We start from the raw sequence: 22,197 nt of genomic DNA, 5'->3' as shown, positions 1-22,197 counted from the left end.
TGTGTGGTCCCGGTCACACGGGATCACACGATCGAACGGGGGTCCGATCGCGGCGCCGCACGCCCAGCGGCACCGGGGTCGGCCCCTGCATGCGATGTCGGGGGACACACGCCGATCACGGCCAACAACATCGCTTTCGGAGGGGACATGTCGCTGCGACACCGTCGTCCGCAGATACCGGCCGGCGCTTTCCCGCTGTCGTCCGCGCAACGGGCCATCTGGTTCGCGCAGCAGCTCGCACCCGAGGTACCCGTGTGCATCGCGCAGTATGTGGATCTGCGCGGCGCCCCGGACCTGGATCTGCTGCGTCGCTGCGGATATCGCGCCGGTGCCGAGTTCCGGTCCGCCTATCTGCGGGTCGTCGACGTCGACGGTGAACCCGTCCAGTACGTCGACCCCACCGTCGAGGACCGCAACGGGATCCCGCTGCTCGACTTCCGCGGCGAACCCGACCCGATGGCCGCGGCGCACGAGTGGATGACCGCCGACTACGCCACCCCGGTGGACCTGGCGAACGACCTGCTGGTGAACATGACGATCCTGCAGGTCGCCGACGACCGGTTCCTCTGGTACGCCCGCATCCACCACGTCGCCCTCGACGGATTCGCGGCGATGACCATGGTCAACCGCATCGCCGCCCTCTACACCGCGGAGATCGACGGCCGCGAGCCGGAACCGTCGAAAGCCGCCGACCTGCGCGCCCTGTACGACTGGGACCGCGAGTACCGCACCTCCGAGCGCTACCGCACCGACCGCGACTACTGGATCGAGCGGGTCGCCGGACTCGAGGACGGCTCGACTCTGGCGCAACGCGACGCCCCCACCGCGGCGGTGTCGCTGCTGTCGAGCCACACCCTCCCCGACGACCTCGTCGACGCGCTGACCGCGGTCGACGACGAACCGGGACTGTCCTCGACGGCGGCGGTCATCGCGGCGTTCGCGTGCTATCTGGCGCGGATGACCGGCCGCGACGACGTGATGATCAACCTGCCGGTCTTCGCCCGCACCACCGCCATGGCCCGCCGCTCCGGCGGCATGCTCGTCAACACCGCGCCGCTGCACATCTTTCTCGAACCGGACGACACCCGCACCGACCTGGTGCGGCGGGTGCAGCTCGAACTCACCGGGGCGCTGCGCCACCAGCGATTCAGCCTCGAGGACATCCGCCGCGAGACCGGCGCCGCCGGCGACCCGTACCGCTATGCCGGGCCGATGGTCAACGTCATGCTGTTCCGGCAGGAGATCGTGCTCGGCGACATCCGCGGCGAGTTCCACATCATGACCTCCGGTCCCGTCGAGGACCTGCTGGTCAACATCTATCAGAGCGGCGACCCGGCCCGGACCTTCCTCGACTTCCGCGGCAACCCGCACCGCTACGACGAGGACGAACTCCGTGCCCACCACGACCGGTTCGTCGAACTGCTCGACGATTTCCTGCGCAGCGCCCCCGACCGCGCGGTCGCCGTGATCCATCCGGCCAGCGTGACCCTGGGCGAGCAGCGCCGCCGCGCCGCCGCCGACGCCGGTTTCTGGCGGCAGCAGCTCGCCGACGCCGCCGAACGCCTCGAACTGCCCCGCCCCGTCACCGCCCCCGCCGACGACACCCCCGCCGACGTCGAGGACCGCCTGGCGGTCACGGCCGCGGCGCTCGCCGCGCGTTTCGCCACCACCGAGGGCGACGCCCCGGACACCACCGTCGCCGCCGTACTGCACGCCGCCACGGCGGCTCTCATCGCCCGGCTCACCGGTCACGACGACGTCCTCGTCGGCGTGGCCCGCGACGGGCGGGTGCTGCCGCTGCGCGTCGAGCTGGACCCGGCCGAGCCCTTCGCCGAGCTGGTGCGGCGCGTGCGCACCCTCGGCGCCGATCTCGCCGCCCACGCCGAGGTCGACCCGGCCGTGCTCGCCGGCCTCGCCCCCGCCTGCCCGGTGGTGCTCACCCTCGACGACCCGACCTCCGCCCCCGCGGACGCGGTGCTACGCGTGACGATCGACACCACCGGCACCGCCCTGCAGGTCCGCACCGGCTACCGGCCCGACCGGGTGGACGCGCACACCGCCACCACCACCGGCCGGCGACTCGGCCGCGCCCTGACCGCGGTGCTCACCGACCCGCACCTGCCCATCGGGGATCTGCCGTTCGTCGGCAGCGACGAGGTCGCCGGTCTGGTCCCGGCGCACGGCGACCCGGCCCGCTCCGCGCAGACCCTGCCGGAGATCCTGTGCGCGGTCGCCGCGGTGGTGCCGGACACCGAGGCGGTGGTGTGCGAGGACCGGCGCATGACCTACGGCGAACTCGACGCCTGGTCCAACCGGCTCGCCCGCGTCCTCATCGACGCCGGCGCCGGACCGGAGACCTTCGTCGCGGTCGGCATCACCCGCTCCCTCGAATCGGTGGCGGTGATCTGGGCGATCGCCAAGTCCGGGGCCGCCTTCGTGCCCGTCGACCCGAAGTATCCGGCCGAACGCATCGAGTACATGCTCACCGACTCCGGGGCGATCCTGGGCCTGACCACCGCCGCGCACCGCGACGAGCTGCCCGACACGGTGCCCTGGCTCGTCCTCGATCCGGATCTCGACGCGCGGATCGCGCAGGCGAGCGATGAGCCGGTCACCGACGACGACCGGCCGGCCACCCTGCTGTTCGACCATCCCGCCTACCTGATCTACACCTCCGGCTCCACCGGCCGCCCCAAGGGTGTGGTGGTGCCGCACCGCGGCCTGGCGAACCTGTCGGCGACCCTGCACACCCGCCTGGCCCCACCCCCGGCGGCCCGGGTCTCGCACTTCTCCTCGCCGAGCTTCGACGCGTCGATCTTCGAGTACATGACCGCCTTCGCCATCGGCGCGACCCTCGTGGTGGTGCCCGCCCACATCTACGGCGGCGACGAACTGGCGGCGCTGCTGCGCCGCGAACAGGTCACCCACCTGTTCTCCACCCCGGCCGCGCTGGCGTCGGTGGACCCGACCGGCGTCGAATGCGAGGCGGTCACCGTCGCGGGCGAGGCGTGCCCACCGGAACTGGTGGCGCGCTGGGCACCCGGCCGCCGGATGTACAACGCGTACGGGCCCACCGAGACCACCATCGTCTGCAATATCACCGACATGCTGGTGCCGGGGGAGACCGTCACCATCGGCCACCCGGTGTGCGGTATCGACGAGCTGATCCTCGACGGCCGGTTGCACCCGGTGCCGGTCGGGATCGCCGGGGAGCTGTACATCGCCGGGCCGGGCGTCACCCGCGGCTATCACGACCGGCCGGGCCTGACCGCCACCCGTTTCGTCGCCGACCCCTTCGGCCCTCCCGGATCGCGCATGTACCGCACCGGTGACGTCACCCGCTGGCGCATCCGCGACCCGCACCGTCCCGCCCGCTCGGTGACCGTCGAATATCTCGGCCGCTCCGACTTCCAGGTCAAGATCCGCGGGTTCCGCATCGAACTCGGCGAGATCGACGCCGCCCTCAGCGACCGCCCCGACGTCGCCTTCGCCGTCACCCTGGGCCGCGCCGCGCCCTCCGGGGAACAGATGCTCGTGTCCTATGTGCTGCCCGATGCCGGCTGCACCCTCGACCCGGAGCAGCTGGCCGCGGCGCTCGCGGCGCGGTTGCCCGCCCACATGGTGCCCGCCGCGATCATGGTGCTCGACGAGATCCCGCTGACCGCCGTCGGCAAACTCGACCGCACGGCACTGCCCGAACCGGTCTTCGCCGGCGCCGGTGGGGCGGCGGCGATGTCGCCCACCGAGACCGCGCTGGCCGCGATCTTCGCCGACCAGCTCGGCGTCGCCGAGGTCGGCGCCGACGACAGCTTCTTCGAGCTCGGCGGCAACTCGCTGGTCGCCACCCGGGTGATCTCCCGCATCAACGACGCCTTCGGCACCGATCTGGGGGTGCGGTCGCTGTTCGAGGCCCCCACCGTGCGGGCGCTGGCGGCGAACCTGCCCGCCGGTGACGACGTCGACCGGCCCGCCCCGGCGCCGGTGCTGCCGCGCCCGGACCGCATCCCGGTCTCCGCCGCCCAGCAACGCCTGTGGTTCGTCGACCAGCTCGACCCGTCCTCGGCCGCCTACAACATCCCGATCGCGCTGCGGCTGCGCGGCGCCCTCGACCACGCGGCGCTGGTCGCGGCGACCCGCGATGTGCTCGACCGGCACGAGGCGCTGCGCACCGTCTACCCGGCCACCCCGGCCGGGCCGATCCAGCAGGTGCTGCCCGTCGACGCGCTCGCCCTGGATCTGACCCCCACGGTCACGGACGATCTCGACGCGGACGTCGCGGCGGTGGTCGCGGCCGGTTTCGACGTCACCGTCGACCCGCCGCTGCGGATGCGGCTGTTCCGCGTCGCCGGCGACGAGCACGTGCTCGCCGTGGTGGTGCACCACATCGCCGCCGACGGCGCGTCGCTGGCACCGCTGTCCCGGGATCTGGTCACCGCCTACGCCGCCCGCGCCGCGGGCACCGCCCCGGACTGGGCGCCGCTGCCGCTGCAGTACGCCGACTACACCCTGTGGTTCGCGGATCTGCTCGGCGACGTCGACGACCCGACCTCCCGCGCCGCCCGGCAACTCGAGTACTGGCGCGAGATCCTCACCGGCGCCCCCGACCTGCTGGCGCTGCCCACCGACCGGCCGCGCCCACCGCAGCAGTCCTTCCGCGGCGCGAGCGTCGACGTCGAGATCGCCCCGGAGCTGTACGGGCGGATCCAGCAGCTCGCCCACGCCCACACCGCCACCGAGTTCATGGTCGTGCACGCCGCCCTGGCGGTGCTGCTGGCCCGCCTGTCCGGCGGCGACGACATCGTCGTCGGCACCCCCGTCGCCGGGCGCAGCCACCGCCACCTCGACGACCTGGTCGGCATGTTCGTCAACACCGTCGCGCTGCGCACCGCCGTACCCGCCGACCTGTCCTTCGCAGACTTCCTCGCCGCGGTGCGCGACACCGACCTGGCGGCCTTCGCGCACACCGACCTGCCGTTCGACCGGCTCGTCGACGCCGTGGTGCCCGCCCGCTCGGCGGCCTACTCGCCGCTGTTCCAGGTGATGCTCGCCTTCTCCGACACCACCGGCGCGCACCTGACCCTGCCCGGCCTGGACGTCGACATCGCCGAAATCGACACGCACACCACCAAATTCGACCTGCATCTGCAGCTCGGCGCGGTCGCCGACGGCGACGGCCGCACCCACGCACTGCGCGGCGCGCTGTCCTACGCCACCGACCTGTTCGATCCCGCCACCGCCGCCGCGATCGGGCAGCGCCTCGTGGGGCTGCTCGAGACGGTCACCGCGGATCCGGCGGTGCCGGTCGGCGACGTGGAACTGCTCACCGCCGACGAACGCCGCACCGTCCTCGACACGTGGAACGCCACCACCGCCGACACCGGACCCGCCACCACCCTCGGGGAACTGGTCGCCGCGCAGGTCGCCGCGACCCCGCACGCCCCGGCCGTCACCGTCGACGGCCACACCCTCGGCTACGCCGAATTCGACGCGGTCACCAACCGACTCGCGCGGCGGTTGCTGCGCGCCGGCGCCGGACCGGACCGGGTGATCGCCCTCGCCGCGCCGCGGTCGCTGGATCTGCTCGTCGGCATGTACGCGATCGTCAAGAGCGGTGCCGCCTACCTGCCGCTGGATCCGGAGCATCCCGCCGAGCGGCTGCGCTACGTCCTCGACACCGCCGCCCCGCGCGCGGTGCTCACCACCAGCGATGTCGCCGACGCCCTGCCCGACACCGGCGCCGAGGTGCTGCGCATCGACCGCCTCGACCTCGCCGACGAATCCCCGGCGGCCCTCACCTCGGCGGATCGACCGGAGCCGACCGGCGCGCATCTCGCCTACGTGATCTTCACCTCCGGCTCCACCGGCCGCCCCAAGGGGGTGGCGGTGCCGCACGCCGCGATCGCCAACCGGTTGCGCTGGATGCAGCACACCTATCCGCTGACCGCCGACGACACGGTGGTGCAGAAGACCCCCGCCACCTTCGACGTGTCGGTGTGGGAGTTCTTCTGGCCGCTGCAGGTCGGGGCGCGGCTGGCCGTCGCCGCCCCCGGCGGGCACCGCGATCCCGGTTACCTGCTGCGGCTGTTCGCCGAGGAGCGGGTCACCGTGGCGCATTTCGTGCCGTCGATGCTCGCGGTGTTCGTCGACGCCCTGCACGGCCGCGGCCGGGAGCCGCTCGTGCTGCGGCACGTGTTCGCGTCGGGGGAGGCGCTGCCCGCCGAGACCGCCGCCGCGCTGCGGGAGGCGCTGCCGCACACCGCCCTGCACAATCTGTACGGGCCCACCGAGGCCGCGGTGGACGTCACCGCCTGGACCACCACCGACACCGATGCCGGGTCGGTGCCGATCGGGTTGCCGGTGTGGAACACCCGCGCCTACGTGCTCGACGCGCGGCTGCATCCGGTGCCCGCCGGCGCCGCCGGCGAGTTGTATCTGGCCGGGATCCAGCTCGCCCGCGGCTATCTCGACCGCCCGGGACTGAGCGCCGACCGGTTCGTCGCCGACCCGTTCGGGGCGCCGGGGGAGCGGATGTACCGCACCGGGGATCTGGCCACCCGCCGCGCCGACGGTGCCCTGATGTACTTGGGGCGCACCGACTTCCAGGTCAAGATCCGCGGTCTGCGCATCGAGCTCGGGGAGATCGAGCAGGTGTTGCGCGCCCGCGAGGAGATCGGGCAGGCGGTGGTGCTCGTCCACCACGGCGCCGACGACCGGCTCACCGGCTATCTCGTGCCCACCCCGGGCCGCAGCATCGACACCGCCGCGGTCACCGCCGATCTCGCCGCGCACCTGCCGGATTACATGGTGCCCGCCGCCCTCGTCGTCCTCGACGCGCTGCCGGTCGGCCCCAACGGAAAACTCGACCGCAACGCGCTGCCCGCTCCGCCGGCACCGACCGCCGCCGGTGGCTACCGGGCGCCGCGCACCCCCACCGAACAGCTCGTCGCCACCGTCTTCGCCGACCTGCTCGGCGTCGACCGGGTCGGCGCCGACGACCACTTCCTCGACCTCGGCGGCACCTCCCTGCTCGCGATGCGCGCCGCCGCCCGGCTCGCCGCGGACACCGGCGGTGAGCTCGGCATCCGGGAGATCTTCGATCATCCGGTCGTCGCCGATCTCGCCGCGCATCTCGACCAGCCCGACCGCACCGGCGCCGGGCGCGGCGCCCCGGTGGCCGGGCCGCGCCCCGACCCGGTCCCGCTGTCCCCGGCGCAGCAGCGGATGTGGTTCATCAACCAGTTCGACACCACCTCCCCGGCCTACAACATCGCCGTCGCGCTGCGCCTGAGCGGCCGGCTCGATCAGGCGGCGCTGCAGCACGCCATCGGCGACGTCGTCGCCCGGCACGAATCGCTGCGCACCCGCTATCCGCTCACCGACGACGGGCCCGTGCAGGTCGTGGTGCCCACCGGCGCCGCCGTCCCCGATCTGGTGATGCTCACCGTCGACGACGGCACCGACCTCGACAGCGAGCTCACCCCGATCCTCGCGGCCGGATTCGATGTGGCCACCGAGATCCCCACCCGCATCCGGGTGCTCGCCCTGGCCGAGGACGAGCACGTGCTCGTGCTCGTCGCCCACCACATCGCCGCCGACGGTTTCTCCATGGGGCCGCTGGCCCGCGACGTCATCGCCGCCTACAGCGCCCGCCACGCCGGGCAGACCCCGCAGTGGACCCCGCTGCCGGTGCAGTACGTCGACTACACCCTCTGGCAGCACCGGGTGCTCGGCGACGACACCGACCCGACCTCCCTGGCCGCCGAACAGCTCCGGTTCTGGCGCGCAACCCTCACCGGCGCCCCGGAACTGCTCGAACTGCCCTTGGATCGGCCGCGCCCGGTGCAGCCGTCGCGGCGCGGCGCCCGCATCCCGTTCACCCTCGACGCGGCCGCGCACCGCCGGCTGCTCGACATCGCCCGCGCCCACGACGCGTCGGTGTTCATGCTGGTGCACGCCGCACTGACGGTGCTGCTCGCCCGCCTGTCCGGCAGCGACGACATCGTCGTCGGCACCCCCGTCGCCGGGCGCGGCCACCGGGCCCTCGACGACCTGGTCGGCATGTTCGTCAACACCGTGGTGCTGCGCGCCCGCGTCGACGACGACGAGCCGTTCACCGCGCTGCTCGACCGCATCCGCACCGGCGACCTGACCGCCTTCGGGCACACCGAGGTGCCCTTCGAGCGGCTCGTCGAGGTCCTCGACCCGCCCCGCTCGACCGCCTACACCCCGCTGTTCCAGGTGCTGCTCGAATTCCAGGACACCGAACGCCCCGAGATCGAACTGCCCGACCTGTCGGTGCGGGTGATCGACCTCGACCCGATGCTGGCGCTGTTCGACCTGCAGCTGTCCATCGCCGAGACCACCGACGCCGACGGCCCCGCCGGCATCCGCGCGTCGTTCACCTACGCCACCGACCTGTTCGACGCCGCCACCGTCGCCTCGTTCGCCGACCGGTTCGTGCGCATCGTCGAGGCGATCACCGACACCCCCGACATCGCGGTCGGCAACATCGACATCGTCACCGACCGGGAACTGGCCGACCTGACCCCGGCGCGGGGCCTGCCACCGGTCTCACCGCAACTGTGGCCGGAACTGCTCACCTCGATCGCCGCGATCCTGCCCGACGCGGTCGCCCTGCGCTTCGCCGACCGGCAGATCACCTACGCCGAACTCGACGCCTGGTCCACCCGCGTGGCGCGGCTGCTCGTCGACGAGCACCGGATCGGCCCGGAAACCGTCGTCGCGCTCGCGCTGACCCGCTCGCTCGAATCGGTCGCGGTGGTGTGGGCGGTCACCAAGACCGGCGCGGCGTTCGTGCCCGTCGACCCCGCCTACCCACCGGAGCGGGTGAGCTACATGCTCACCGACAGCGCTGCCGCCCTCGGCATCACCACCGCCGCGCACCGCGACGCGCTGCCGGTGCAGGTGCCGTGGCTGGTGCTCGACGACGACGCCGTCGCCGCCCGGATCGCCGCGACGAGCGACGCACCCATCACCGACGCCGACCGCACCGCCGCGCTGCACTTCGACCACCCGGCCTACCTGATCTACACCTCCGGCTCCACCGGCCGCCCCAAGGGCGTGGTGGTCACCCACCGCGGCATGACCAACCTCAACGCCGAGGTGCGCAGCCACTTCACCATCACCCACCAGGCTCGCGTCTCGCACCTGGCGTCGCCGAGCTTCGACGCGTCGATCTTCGAGTTCACCAAGGCGTTCTGCGCCGGCGCCACCCTGGTGATCGTGCCGCCGGACATCTACGGCGGCGACGAACTCGCCCGGCTGCTGCGCGAGGAGAAGGTCACCCACGCCTTCATCACCCCCACCGCGCTCGCCTCCCTCGACCCCACCGGACTCGACGACCTCGAGGTCCTCGTCGTCGCCGGCGAGGCCTGCCCACCGGAACTGGTGGCGCGCTGGGCGCCGGGACGGCGCATGTTCAACGGCTACGGCCCGTCCGAGGCCACCATCGAGACCAGCGTCAGCCCGCAGCTGCGGCCCGGGCACACCGTCACCATCGGCGGCCCCGCCGTCGGCTTCCACCAGACCGTCCTCGACGACCGACTGCGGCCCGTCCCCGTCGGGGTGGCCGGCGAGCTGTACATCGCCGGGCCGGGCGTGGCCCGCGGCTACCATCGCCGCCCCGACCTCACCGCCGCCCGGTTCGTCGCCGACCCCTACGGCACCCCCGGCGAACGCATGTACCGCACCGGGGATGTGGTGCGCTGGCGGCACGACGGCACCGTCGAATATCTGGGCCGCTCCGACTTCCAGGTCAAGGTGCGCGGCTTCCGCATCGAACTCGGCGAGATCGACGCCGCGCTCACCGCCCACGACGCGATCGCCTTCGCCCACACCATCGGGCACCCCGCACCCAGCGGCGACACCGTGCTCGTGTCCTACATACTGCCCGACACCACCGACACCACCGCCACGCAGATCGATCCGCGGGCACTGCGCGCCTGGGCCGCGGCGCGGCTGCCCGGTCACATGGTGCCCGCCGCGGTGGTGGTGCTCGACGAGCTGCCGCTGACCCCGGTCGGCAAACTCGACCGCCGCGCCCTGCCGGTGCCGGACCTGACACGGCTCGGCGGCGACTACCGTCCCCCGAGCACCGACCTCGAGGCAACCGTCGCCGAGATCGTCGCCGAGGTCCTCGGGCACCCGCAGGTCTCCGTCGACGACAACTTCTTCGATCTCGGCGGCAACTCGCTGATCGCCACCCGCGTCGTCGCCCGCCTCAACGCCGCGCTCGGCACCGACGCCGGGGTCCGCGCCCTGTTCGAGGCGCCCACAGTGCGGGCGCTCGCCGCGCGGATCCTCGACGATCACGGTGGGCACGGACGGGTGCCGCTGGTCGCCGCCGACCGGCCCGAACGGTTGCCGCTGTCCCCGGCCCAGCAACGCATGTGGTTCGTCAACCAGTTCGACACCACCTCCGCCGCCTACAACATTCCGCTCGCCATCCGCCTGTCCGGCCGCCTCGACGTCGCGGCACTGACCGGAGCGGTGCGCGACGTGCTCGACCGGCACGAGAGCCTGCGCACCTGGTATCCCGGCGACGAACAGGGCCCGCGCCAGGTCGTCGTCGACACCGACCGGGTGCTGCCGGCGCTCACGGCGCGGCCGGTCACCGGCGACGACCTGCCCACCGACCTCGCCGACTTCATCGGTGCCGGTTTCGACGTGGCCGCGGCGGTGCCGGTGCGGCTACGGCTGTGGCGCCTGAACGAGCACGCCCATGTCCTGGCGGTGGTGGTGCACCACATCGCCGCGGACGGCTCGTCGATGGCGCCGCTGGCCCGCGACCTGATGCTCGCCTACACCGCCCGCACCGGCGGGACGGACCCGGATCGGTCGCCGCTGCCGGTGCAGTACGCCGACTACGCCCTGTGGCAGCGCCGGCTGCTCGGCGACCCGGACGACCCGACCTCCCTCGCCGCCGCGCAGCTGCGGTTCTGGCGCGACACCCTCGCCGACGCCCCCGAACTGCTGCCGCTGCCCACCGACCGGCCGCGCCCCACCCAGCGCAGCTTCCACGGTGCCCTGCACCGCTTCACCGTGCCCGCCGACGTGCAGCGGCGCCTCGAGGCGCTGGCCGCCGAGCACGACACCACCGTGTTCATGGCCGTGCACGCAGCGTTCGCGGCGCTGCTGGCCCGCCTGACCGGCACATCCGACATCGTCATCGGCTCCCCGGTCGCCGGTCGCGGCCACCGCGCCCTCGACGACCTGGTCGGCATGTTCGTCAACACCGTGGTGTTGCGCACCCCCGTCGACGGGGCGCTGTCGTTCACCGACCACCTGCACCGCACCCGCGAGATCGACCTCGCGGCCTTCGGGCACACCGAGCTGCCCTTCGAGACCCTCGTCGACGTGCTCGCCCCGGCCCGCGAGACCGACCGGTCCCCGCTGTTCCAGGTGGTGCTCGAATACGGCAACACCGAACGGGCCCACCTGGTGCTGCCCGAACTCGAGGTCGACGCCCTCGACCCGGAGCTGCCCGTCGCCAAGTTCGACCTGCAACTGACCCTGCAGAATCCAGACCCGACCGGAACAGGGGAGAGCGACGGAATGCCCGCGGCGTTCACCTACGCCACCGACCTGTTCGATCCCGACACCGTCGCCTCCTTCGCGCAGCGGCTGGTGCGGCTGCTCGACGCGGTCACCGCCGACCCGCACCGCCCCATCGGCGACGTCGACCTGCTCACCGACGACGAACGTCCCACCGCCCCGGCGCCGCTGCGCCCGGCCACGGCGAGCGTGCTCGGCTCCGCCTCGGCGTCGCTGCTCGATCTGTACGCCCGCGGCGCCGGACTCGACCCGGCGGCGATCGCGGTCACCGCCCCCGACGGGACGCTGCGCTACGACGAGCTCACCGACCGGGTGCAGCGCCTGGCGCGGCTGCTCGTCGAGCACGGCGCCGGACCCGACCGGCTCGTCGCCGTCGCCCTGCCGCGCGGCACCGACCTGATCGTCGCGCTGCTCGCCGTATTGCACAGCGGCGCCGCCTATCTGCCCATCGACGTGGCGTTCCCCCCGGACCGGCTCGCGTACATGTTCGACGACGCGGCCCCGGTGTGCCTGCTCACCACCGCCGACCACGCCACCGCTCTGCCCCCGCACACCCCACCGATCGTGGACCTGCACGACCCGGCCGTGCGCACCCGCCTCGACGAGATGCCCAGCGGCGGTGACGGATTGCCACGCGTGCACCCGGAGGCAGCGGCGTACGTCATCTACACCTCCGGCTCCACCGGCCGCCCCAAGGGCGTGATGGTCCCGCACCGCACCGTCGTCACCCTGCTCACCGACACCACCGAGATGTTCGGTTTCGACGCCTCCGATGTGTGGACACTGTTCCACTCCTACGCCTTCGACTTCTCGGTGTGGGAACTGTGGGGCGCCCTCGCCCACGGTGGCCGGCTCGTCGTCGTCGACTACCACACCGCCCGTAACCCGCAGGAATTCCTGGCACTGCTGCGCCGCGAACGGGTCACCGTGCTCAACCAGACCCCGACGGCCTTCTACCAGCTCATCGACGCCGACCGCGCCGCCGGCACCGACCTGCCGGCGCTGCGCCGGGTGATCTTCGGTGGGGAAGCCCTCGACTTCGGGCAGCTCGACCGCTGGTACCGGCGCCACGACGACACCGCCCCGACCCTGGTGAACATGTACGGCATCACCGAGACCACCGTGCACGTCACCGCCCGCACTATCACCCGCGAACTCGCCGCCACCGCCGCGGCAAGCCTGATCGGCCCACCGTTGCCGTCGCTGCGCCTGCACATCCTCGACAACCGGCTGCATCCGGTGCCCACCGGGGTGATCGGCGAACTGTACGTCTCCGGCGCCCAGCTCTCCCGCGGCTACCTGCACCGCCCCGATCCGACCGCCACCCGGTTCGTCGCCGACCCGCACGGCGCCCCCGGCGACCGGATCTACCGCACCGGGGACCTGGCGCGCCGCACCCGCGACGGCGAGATCGAATATCTCGGCCGCGCCGACTTCCAGGTGCAGCTGCGCGGTTTCCGCATCGAGCTCGGCGAGATCGAAGCGGCGCTGCTGCGCGCCCCCGGTGTCGGCCGCGCCGTGGTCGTCGTCCACACCGACCCGGCCTCCGGTACCGACCGGCTCGTCGGCTACGCGGTACCCGAACCCGGCCACGACCTCGACGTCGACGTGGTGCTCGAGCATGCCGCCGGGGAACTCGCCGCGTACATGCTGCCGTCCACCCTGATGGTGCTCGACACGCTGCCGGTCACCGCAACCGGCAAACTCGACCGGCGCGCGCTGCCCGCCCCCGACTTCGCCGCCCGCACCACCGTCTCCCGCGCCCCCGCGCGCGGCCACGAAACGGTGCTGGTGGAACTGTTCGCGCAGGTCCTCGGTCTGCCGACGGTGGGGGTGGACGATTCGTTCTTCGCCCTGGGCGGCGATTCGATCATGTCCATCCAGCTGGTCTCCCGCGCGAAGGCCGCCGGCCTGGACCTGACTCCGCGCGAAGTGTTCGAACACAAGACCCCCGCCGCGCTCGCCGCCGTCGTCGGCACCGCCACCCCCACCGAAACCCTCGCGGAGCTGCCCGGCGGTGGGGTCGGGGACATGCCGCTACCGCCGATCGCGCACTGGATGCTCGACCGCGGCGGCAGCATCGGCCGCTACTCGCAGGCGCTGCTGCTGCGCCTGCCCACCGGCCTGGACGCGGCGACGCTGCGGGCGATCGTCACCGCGGTCCTCGACCGGCACGACATGCTGCGCGTGCACCTGCACGCGGTGCCGGACGTCCCCGGCGGACACGTCCTGCACGTGCCCGCCCCGGGCAGCGTCGACGTCGACACCGTCATCCACCGGGTGCCGGTGACCAGCGCCGCGGACAGCGACGACTTCTTCGCCCTGGCCGCCGCCGAACTCGACGCCGCCGCCGACCGCCTCGACCCGCACAGCGGGCGGGTGGTGCAGCTGGTGTGGTTCGACGCCACCAGCGGCGCCGGCCGACTGCTCATCGTCATCCACCATCTCGCCGTCGACGGGGTGTCCTGGCGCATCCTCGTCCCCGACCTGGCCGCCGCGTGGGCGGCCGCCGCGGCCGACGGCGCCACGAGTGGTGCGCTGCTGCCCCCCCACACGGGCACCAGCGTGCGCCGCTGGGCCCACGCCCTGCGCGACGCCGCCCCCACCCGCCGCACCGAACTCGACTTCTGGCGCGCCACGCTCGACGGACCGAACCCGCCGCTCGGGCACCGCCCCTTCGATCCGGTCCGCGACACCAACGCCACCGTCATCACCGTCGCCACCGAACTGCCCACCTCCGTCACCGAGGCGCTGCTCACCGCCGTGCCCAACGCCTTCCACGGCGCCGTCGACCACGGCCTGCTCACCGCACTCGCCCTCGCGGTGGCGGCGTGGCGCCGCGACCGCGGCCACCACCCGGCCCAGCTGCTGCTCAACCTCGAAGGGCACGGCCGCGACAGCAATGCCGCCGCCGGCGCCGACCTGTCCGGCACCGTCGGCTGGTTCACCACCATCCACCCGCTGCGCCTGGACCTGACCGGCATCGACCTCGACGACGCGCTCGCCGCCGGCCCGGCCGCCGGTCGCGCCGTCAAGACCGTCAAGGAACACCTCGCCGCCGTCCCCGACCACGGCACCGGCTTCGGGCTGCTGCGCTATCTCGACCCCGACACCGCCACCGAACTCGCGAACGCACCGACGCCGCAGGTCAGCTTCAACTATCTCGGCCGCCCCACCGCCGGGGTCACCGACACCGACACCCCCTGGCTGCCCATCGCCGGCTTCCCCCACGGCGGGGCACAGAGCCCGAACATGCCCGCCGCCGCGGTGCTCGACATCAACGCCGTCACCACCGACACCCCTACCGGGCCGGTACTCGAGGTGCACTGGTCGTACCCGGCCGGGCTGCTCGACGACACCGACGTCACCGCCCTCGCGCACCACTTCGCCACCGCCGCCACCGCACTGACCCGGCACACCCGCAGCCCGCACGCCGGTGGCCTGACCCCCTCGGATCTGCCGCTGGTGCGACTGCACCAGGACGTCATCGAACGCCTCGAGCAACGCTACGGGCCCCTGGACACGGTGTGGCCGACCGCGCCGCTGCAGACCGGGCTGCTCTTCCACGCCCTGCTCGCCGGGGACCGCCCCGACGCCTACATCGTGCAGCTCGTCCTCGACCTGCGCGGCGAGGTCGACGCGAGCCGGATGCGCCGCTCCCTGCAACTGCTGCTCGACCGGCATCCGGCGCTGCGCGCGGCGTTCCCCGCCGCCGGCGACGGACACGTCCAGGTCATCCCCACCCACGTGGAGGTGCCGTTCACCGTCGCCGACACCAGCGACGACCCCGACCCGGACGACGCCGCCGCGCAACTGCTCGCCCTCGATCGACGCACCCGCTTCGACACCGAGACCACGCCGCTGCTGCGCGCGACCGTCGTGCACACCGGCCCGGGCCGGCACCTGCTGGCGTTGACGAACCACCACCTGCTGCTCGACGGCTGGTCCACCCCGGTGCTGATCCGGGAACTGCTGATGCTCTACGCCACCGACGCGGACCAGCGGGCACTGCCCCCGGCGCCGCACTACGGCAGCTACCTCACCTGGCTCGCCGACCGCGACCCGGAAGCCTCCCCCGACGCCTACCGCCGCGCCCTCGCCGGAGTGGACGAACCGACCCTGCTCGCCCCGCAGCACCGTCCCGGCACCACCGCCGGGATCTCCGAGGACCTCGACCTCGACCTGGACACCGCTCTGTCGGTGCGGCTGCACGACACCGCCACCGCCCGCGGCGTCACCGCCAACACCCTCGTGCAGACCGCCTGGGGTGTGGTGCTCGGCGCCCTCACCGGCCGCACCGACGTGGTGTTCGGGGCGACCGTCTCCGGGCGGCCACCGCAGATCCCCGGCATCGAGGCGATGGTCGGGTTGTTCATCAACACCGTCCCGGTGCGCATCACCGTGCGGCCCGACGACACCGTCGGTGCGCTCATCGACCGGGTGCAGGCCGAACAGGTCGCCCTGCTCGATCACCACCATCTCGACCTGGGCACCCTCGACCGGCACCTCGGGGCCGCCGTGCGATTCGACACCCTCACCGTCTTCGAGTCGTACCCGGTCGAACGCGCCGGTCTCGACCGCGACACCGACCTCGGCGGCATGCGGGTCGCCGACATCACCGGCCGCGACGCCGCGCACTACCCGCTGTCGGTGGTCGTGCACACCGACACCGCGGTGCACCTGCGCATGAAATACCTGCCGGAGGTCTTCGACCGCGACGCCGTCGCCGCGATCGCCGCGCGCATCACCGCTGTGCTCGACGCACTCACCGGCGACCCGGCCGCCCCGATCACCGCGCTGCCGGCACTCACCGCCACCGAGCAGGACGCGCTGCTGCCGGTGCACGGCCCGGCCGGGGGCAGCGACGTCGCCCTGCCGCAACTGCTCGCCGCGACCGCCGCCGCACACCCGGACCGGCCGGCCCTGCGCGAGGGGGAGCGGGTGCTCACCTACCGCGAACTCGACGAACGCTCCACCCGGCTGGCGCGGGTGCTGCTGCGCCGCGGCGCCGGACCGGAGACCTTCGTCGCCCTCGGCATCGCCCGCTCCGTCGAGTCGGTGACCGCGATGTGGGCGATCACCAAGACCGGGGCGGCGTTCGTGCCCGTCGACCCGCGCTATCCGGCCGAACGCGTCGCATTCATGCTCGACGACTGCGGCGCCACCGTCGGTGTGACCACCACCGCACACCGCGACCGGCTCCCGGACACGGTGCCGTGGCTGCTGCTCGACGACCTCGACCGCGACGCCGCGGGCGAGCACACCACCACGATCGACGACACCGACCGCCCCGCTGCGCTGCGGCTCGATCATCCCGCCTACCTGATCTACACCTCCGGCTCGACCGGCCGCCCCAAGGGTGTGATCACCACCCACCGCAGCCTGGACAACTTCGCCCGCGACCAGCGCAGCCGCTTCGGTGCCGGACCCGGCGCGCGGGTCATGCACGTCTCGTCGCCGAGCTTCGACGCGTCGATCTTCGAGTACCTCCTGGCGTTCGGGTCCGGCGCCGAACTGGTGATCGTGCCCCCGCACATCGTCGGCGGCGCCGAACTCGGCGCGCTGCTGCACGAGCAGCGGGTCACCCACGGGTTCATCACCCCCGCCGCGCTCGCCTCCCTCGACCCGGCGGATCCGACCGACCTCACCGATCTCGCGGTCGGTGGGGAGGCGTGGCCGGCGGACCTGCAGGCCACCTGGGCGCCCGGGCGGCGTCTCGTCGACGCCTACGGGCCCACCGAGACCACCATCATGGCCGCGATCAGCGACCCCCTGGGCGTCGACGACCCACTGACCCTCGGCGGTCCGCTGCGCGGGGTGCACGCCGTCGTCCTCGACACCGCGCTGCGACCCGTGCCGTTCGGTGCCGTCGGTGAGCTGTACCTGGCCGGCTGGGGCCTGGCCCGCGGCTATCACGCCCGGCCCGCGCTGACCGCCGCCCGGTTCGTCGCCGACCCCTACGGCGCCCCCGGCGAACGCATGTACCGCACCGGGGACCTGGTGCGCTGGGTCGGTGACCTCGACCGGCGGGATCTGCGCATCGAATACGTCGGCCGCAGCGACTTCCAGATCAAGATCCGCGGCTTCCGCGTCGAACTCGGCGAGATCGACGCCGTGCTCGCCGCCCACCCGGCCGTCGGATTCGCCGCCACCGTCGCGCATCGCGCCCCGAGCGGGGAGACGGTCCTCGTCGCCCACCTGCACCCCGCACCCGGCGCCGACATCGACCCTGCCGCAGTGAAATCCCATGTCGCCGAGCATCTTCCGGCGCACATGGTGCCCACCGTGATCAATGTGCTCGACGAGATCCCGCTGACCCCGGTCGGTAAACTCGACCGCGCCGCCCTGCCCGCCCCGAACCTGACCGCCGGCACCGGCGACCGTCCGGCACCCACCGACCCGCTCGAGTCGCTCGTCGCCGACGAACTCGCCGAGATCCTCGGCCTCGACCGGCTCGGCGTCGACGACAACTTCTTCGACCTCGGCGGTAACTCACTGCTCGCCACCCGCGCCGTCGCCCGCCTCGGCGACCGGCTCGGCCGGCCCGTGCCGGTGCGCGCCCTGTTCGAAGCCCCCACCGTCGCCGCGCTCGCCGCGCATCTCGACGACCGGCCCACCACCGAGGTCGAGGAACCCACCGCCGGCACCACCTCCGGCCCGGTCGCCGGACCGCGCCCCGAGCACATCCCGCTCTCCCCGGCGCAGCAACGACTGTGGTTCATCAACCAGTTCGATCCGACCTCCGCCGCCTACAACATCCCCCTGGCGATCCGGTTGTCCGGGCATCTGTCCCCGGCCGCGCTCGGCGCCGCCCTGCACGACGTGCTGGCCCGGCACGAGAGCCTGCGCACCATCTACCCGGCGTCGGCGGCCGGACCGCACCAGCGGATCCTCGCCGCCGCCGACGCCCCGCTGCCGCTGGACGTGGTGCCCGCCGGAGAGGACACCGTGCACACCGCCATCGCCGACTTCCTCGGCGCCGGATTCGACGTCACCGTCGACATCCCGGTGCGGGCACGGGTGTTCTCCTTCGGCCGCGACGACCATCTCGCCGTGCTGGTCGTACACCACATCGCCGCCGACGGCGGCTCCACCGGCCCGCTGGCCCGCGACCTGATGATCGCCTACGCCGCCCGCAGCCGCGGCGAGACCCCGGCGTTCGGACCGCTGCCGGTGCAGTACGCCGACTACACCCTGTGGCAACTCGACCGGCTCGGCGACCCGGACGACCCCGGCACCCTCGCCGCCGACCAGACCACCTACTGGCAGCAGCGCCTCGCGGGGCTGCCGGAGGTGCTGCCGCTGCCCACCGACCGGCCCCGGCCGCCGCAGCAGTCCTTCCGCGGCGACATCACCCGCTTCACCGTCGACGCCGATCTGCTCGCCCGGCTGCAGCAGCTCGCCGCCGTCCGGCACAGCACCGTGTTCATGACCGTGCACGCGGCGTTCGCGGTGCTGCTCGCCCGCCTGTCGGGCAGCGACGACATCGCCGTCGGCTCGCCGGTCGCCGGTCGCGGACACCGCGCCCTCGACGATCTGGTGGGCATGTTCGTCAACACCGTCGTGCTGCGCACCCCGGTGCCCGCGCAAGCGTCGTTCACCGAGCTGCTCACCGCCGTCACCGACAGCGACCTCGATGCCTTCGCGCACGCCGACCTGCCCTTCGACCGGGTCGTCGACGCGCTCGCCCCGACCCGCTCGACCGCACACTCACCGCTGTTCCAGGTCTCCATCGAATTCCACACCGCCGAACTGCCCGCGGTGGAACTGCCGCACCTGAGCGTGCAGGGCGTCGCCCTCGACCCGACGGTGTGCAACTTCGACCTCGAACTGCTCATCGGGGAGAACGCCGAAGGTGGCCTCGACGCCGCCTTCGTCTACGCCACCGACCTGTTCGACGCCGAGACGGTGCGTGGCTTCGCCGACCGGTTCACCCGGCTGCTGCACGCGATCGCCGCCGACCCGCACCGTCCCGTCGGCGATCTCGACCTGCTCACCACCGCAGAACACACCGCGCTGGTGCCCGCCATCGGACCGCAGGCCGAACCGGCGGTGCTGTGGCCGCACCTGCTCGACACCGCCGTTGCCACCGCCCCGGACGCGGTCGCGGTCATCGACGACGACCGGCAGGTCACCTACCGCGAACTCGACGCCCGCGCGCACCGGCTCGCGCGGCGCCTGCTCGACCGCGGCGCCGGACCCGAACAGGTGATCGCCCTGGCGATCCCGCGCTCGCTCGAATCGGTCACCGCGGTGTGGGCGACGGTGCGCAGCGGCGCGGCATTCGTGCCGGTCGACCCCACCTATCCGGCCGACCGCATCGCCTTCATGCTCGACGACAGTGCCGCGCGCATCGGCATCACCGTCGCCGCGCACCGCGACGCGCTGCCCGACGAGGTGGACTGGCTCGTCCTCGACGACCTCGACCTCACCGCCGGGCCGCTCGCACCGATCGACGACGCGGACCGGCCGACGGTGCTGCGCCCGGATCATCCGGCCTACCTGATCTACACCTCCGGCTCCACCGGCCGCCCCAAGGGCGTGGCGGTCACCCACCGCGGCCTGGCCTCCCTCGCCCGGGAGGAACGCGACCGTCTGCAGGTCACCGCCGCGGCCCGGGTGTCGCATCTGGCGTCGCCGAGCTTCGACGCGTCGATCTTCGAGCAGATGATGGCGCTGTGCGCCGCGGCGACGCTGGTGATCGTGCCGCCGCACGTCTACGGCGGCGACGAGCTCGCCGCGGTGCTGCGCGCACAGCGGGTCAGTCACGCCTTCATCACCCCCACCGCGCTGGCCTCGCTCGACCCGCACACCGTCCCCGAACTGCACACCCTGCTCGTCGCCGGCGAAGCACTCCCACCGGAGCTGGTGGCACGCTGGGCGCCGTCGCGGCGGGTGATCGACGCCTACGGTCCCACCGAGGCGACGATCATGACCTCCCTCGGCGAGCCGCTCACCGTCGGCGAACCCGTCACCATCGGCACCCCCAGCCGCGGTTTCCACGCCCTGGTCCTCGACGGGCGGCTGCAACCCGTCCCGGTCGGGGTGGCTGGGGAACTATATGTCGCCGGGCCGGGTCTGGCCCGCGGCTACCACGACCGGCCCGCGCTGACCGCCGCCCGGTTCGTGCCCGATCCCACCGGCACGGGGGAGCGGATGTACCGCACGGGGGATCTGGTGCGGTGGACCACCGATCATCGCCTCGACTACGTCGGCCGCACCGACTTCCAGGTCAAGATCCGCGGCTTCCGCGTCGAACTCGGCGAGATCGACGCCACGCTGACCGCGCACCCGCAGGTGGTCTTCGCCCACACCCTCGGCCACACCGCCCCGTCCGGGCAGACCGTGCCGGTGTCCTACCTCCGCCTCGCCCCCGATACCGACATCACCGCCGCCGAGGTGAAAACGTTCATCGCGCAGCATCTTCCGCCGCACATGGTGCCGGCGGTGATCACCGTGCTCGACGACATCCCGCTCACCCCGGCCGGCAAACTCGACCGCGCCGCGCTGCCCGCCCCGGATTTCACCGCCCCGGTCGGGGACTACCGGGCGCCGCGCACCGACCTCGAAAAGCTCGTCACCGACCTGTTCGCCGAGCATCTCGGCCTCGACCGGGTCGGTGTCGACGACGACTTCTTCGACCTCGGCGGCACCTCGCTGCTGGCGACCCGGTTGCTACCGGCGCTCGGGGAACGACTCGGGCGGCGGGTGCCGATCGCGTCGATCTTCACCCATCCGACCCCGGCAGAACTCGCCGCACACCTGAGCAGCGGCGAGTCCGAGGAGAGCAACGGCATCGACGAGGCGTTCCGGGTGCTCGTGCCGCTGCGCCCCGGCACCGGCACCGCGCTGTTCTGCATCCATCCCGCCGCGGGGCTGGCCTGGCCGTACAGCGCCCTCGCGCACCGCCTCGACGACGACCGGCCGGTCTACGGTCTGCAGTTGCCGGCCCTGTCCGGTGGTCCGCGGCACGACACCATCACCGCGCTGGCCCGCCACTACGTGCGGGAGATCCGCCGGGTGCAGCCGCACGGCCCATATCACCTGCTGGGCTGGTCGCTCGGCGGGGTGGTCGCGCACGCCGTCGCCGTCGAACTGCGCCGCGACGGGGAGATCGTCGACACCCTCGCCCTGCTCGACAGCCACCTGATGGTCGGGGCGTCCCCGGCCGTCGGCACCCGCGACATGCTGCGCGATCTCGGGCTTCCCGTCGACGACGGTGAGCCGAGCTTCGAACACGCCGCCGCGGTGCTCGACGAGGCGTTCGGGGGCGGCACCGGCCTGACCGCCGCCCACCTCGAACGGCTGCACGCCGGGTCGACCGACACCGCCCGCGCCGCGCGGCGGCACGAACCGGACACCTTCGACGGGGACGCGTTGTTCTTCACCGCGGCCCGCTCGGAGACCCCGGTCCCGGCGGTGGCGGCCTGGCACAACGTGATCGCCGGCGAGATCCACCAGTACCGGCTCGACTGCGATCACCACGAGATGGTGAGTGCCCGGGCGGTGGAGACGATCGTCGCGGTGCTCTCGGCCCGGCTGACCGAGAGCGACGCGGCGCTGCGCCGGTGGGGACGAGTCGCGGTGCAGGTCGCCGGACGCAACGGGGACCGCCGGAACTGA

At 73.1% G+C, this 22,197-nt stretch carries 1 protein-coding gene; it reads left to right on the top strand.

Annotation, left to right across the window (positions count from 1 at the left end; translation table 11 throughout):
• Window positions 1-147: 147 nt before the first annotated feature.
• The gene (locus K3M35_RS15270) at window positions 148-22,197 is read left to right on the top strand and encodes a non-ribosomal peptide synthase/polyketide synthase (protein WP_220666646.1); all 22,050 of its coding nucleotides are present in this window, start codon (window positions 148-150) and stop codon (window positions 22,195-22,197) included.

Origin of the sequence: Rhodococcus sp. DMU2021 (assembly GCF_019641445.1) — a bacterium.
GTDB lineage: Bacteria > Actinomycetota > Actinomycetes > Mycobacteriales > Mycobacteriaceae > Rhodococcus > Rhodococcus pyridinivorans.
The sequence above is the reverse complement of the archived record's forward strand: the minus strand, read 5'-3'. Positions and strand labels throughout refer to the sequence as shown.

Bases quoted from the DNA above. Each gene is read 5' to 3' on its own strand.
- K3M35_RS15270 (WP_220666646.1), top strand. From the start codon at position 148: ATGTCGCTGCGACACCGTCGTCCGCAGATACCGGCCGGCGCTTTCCCG.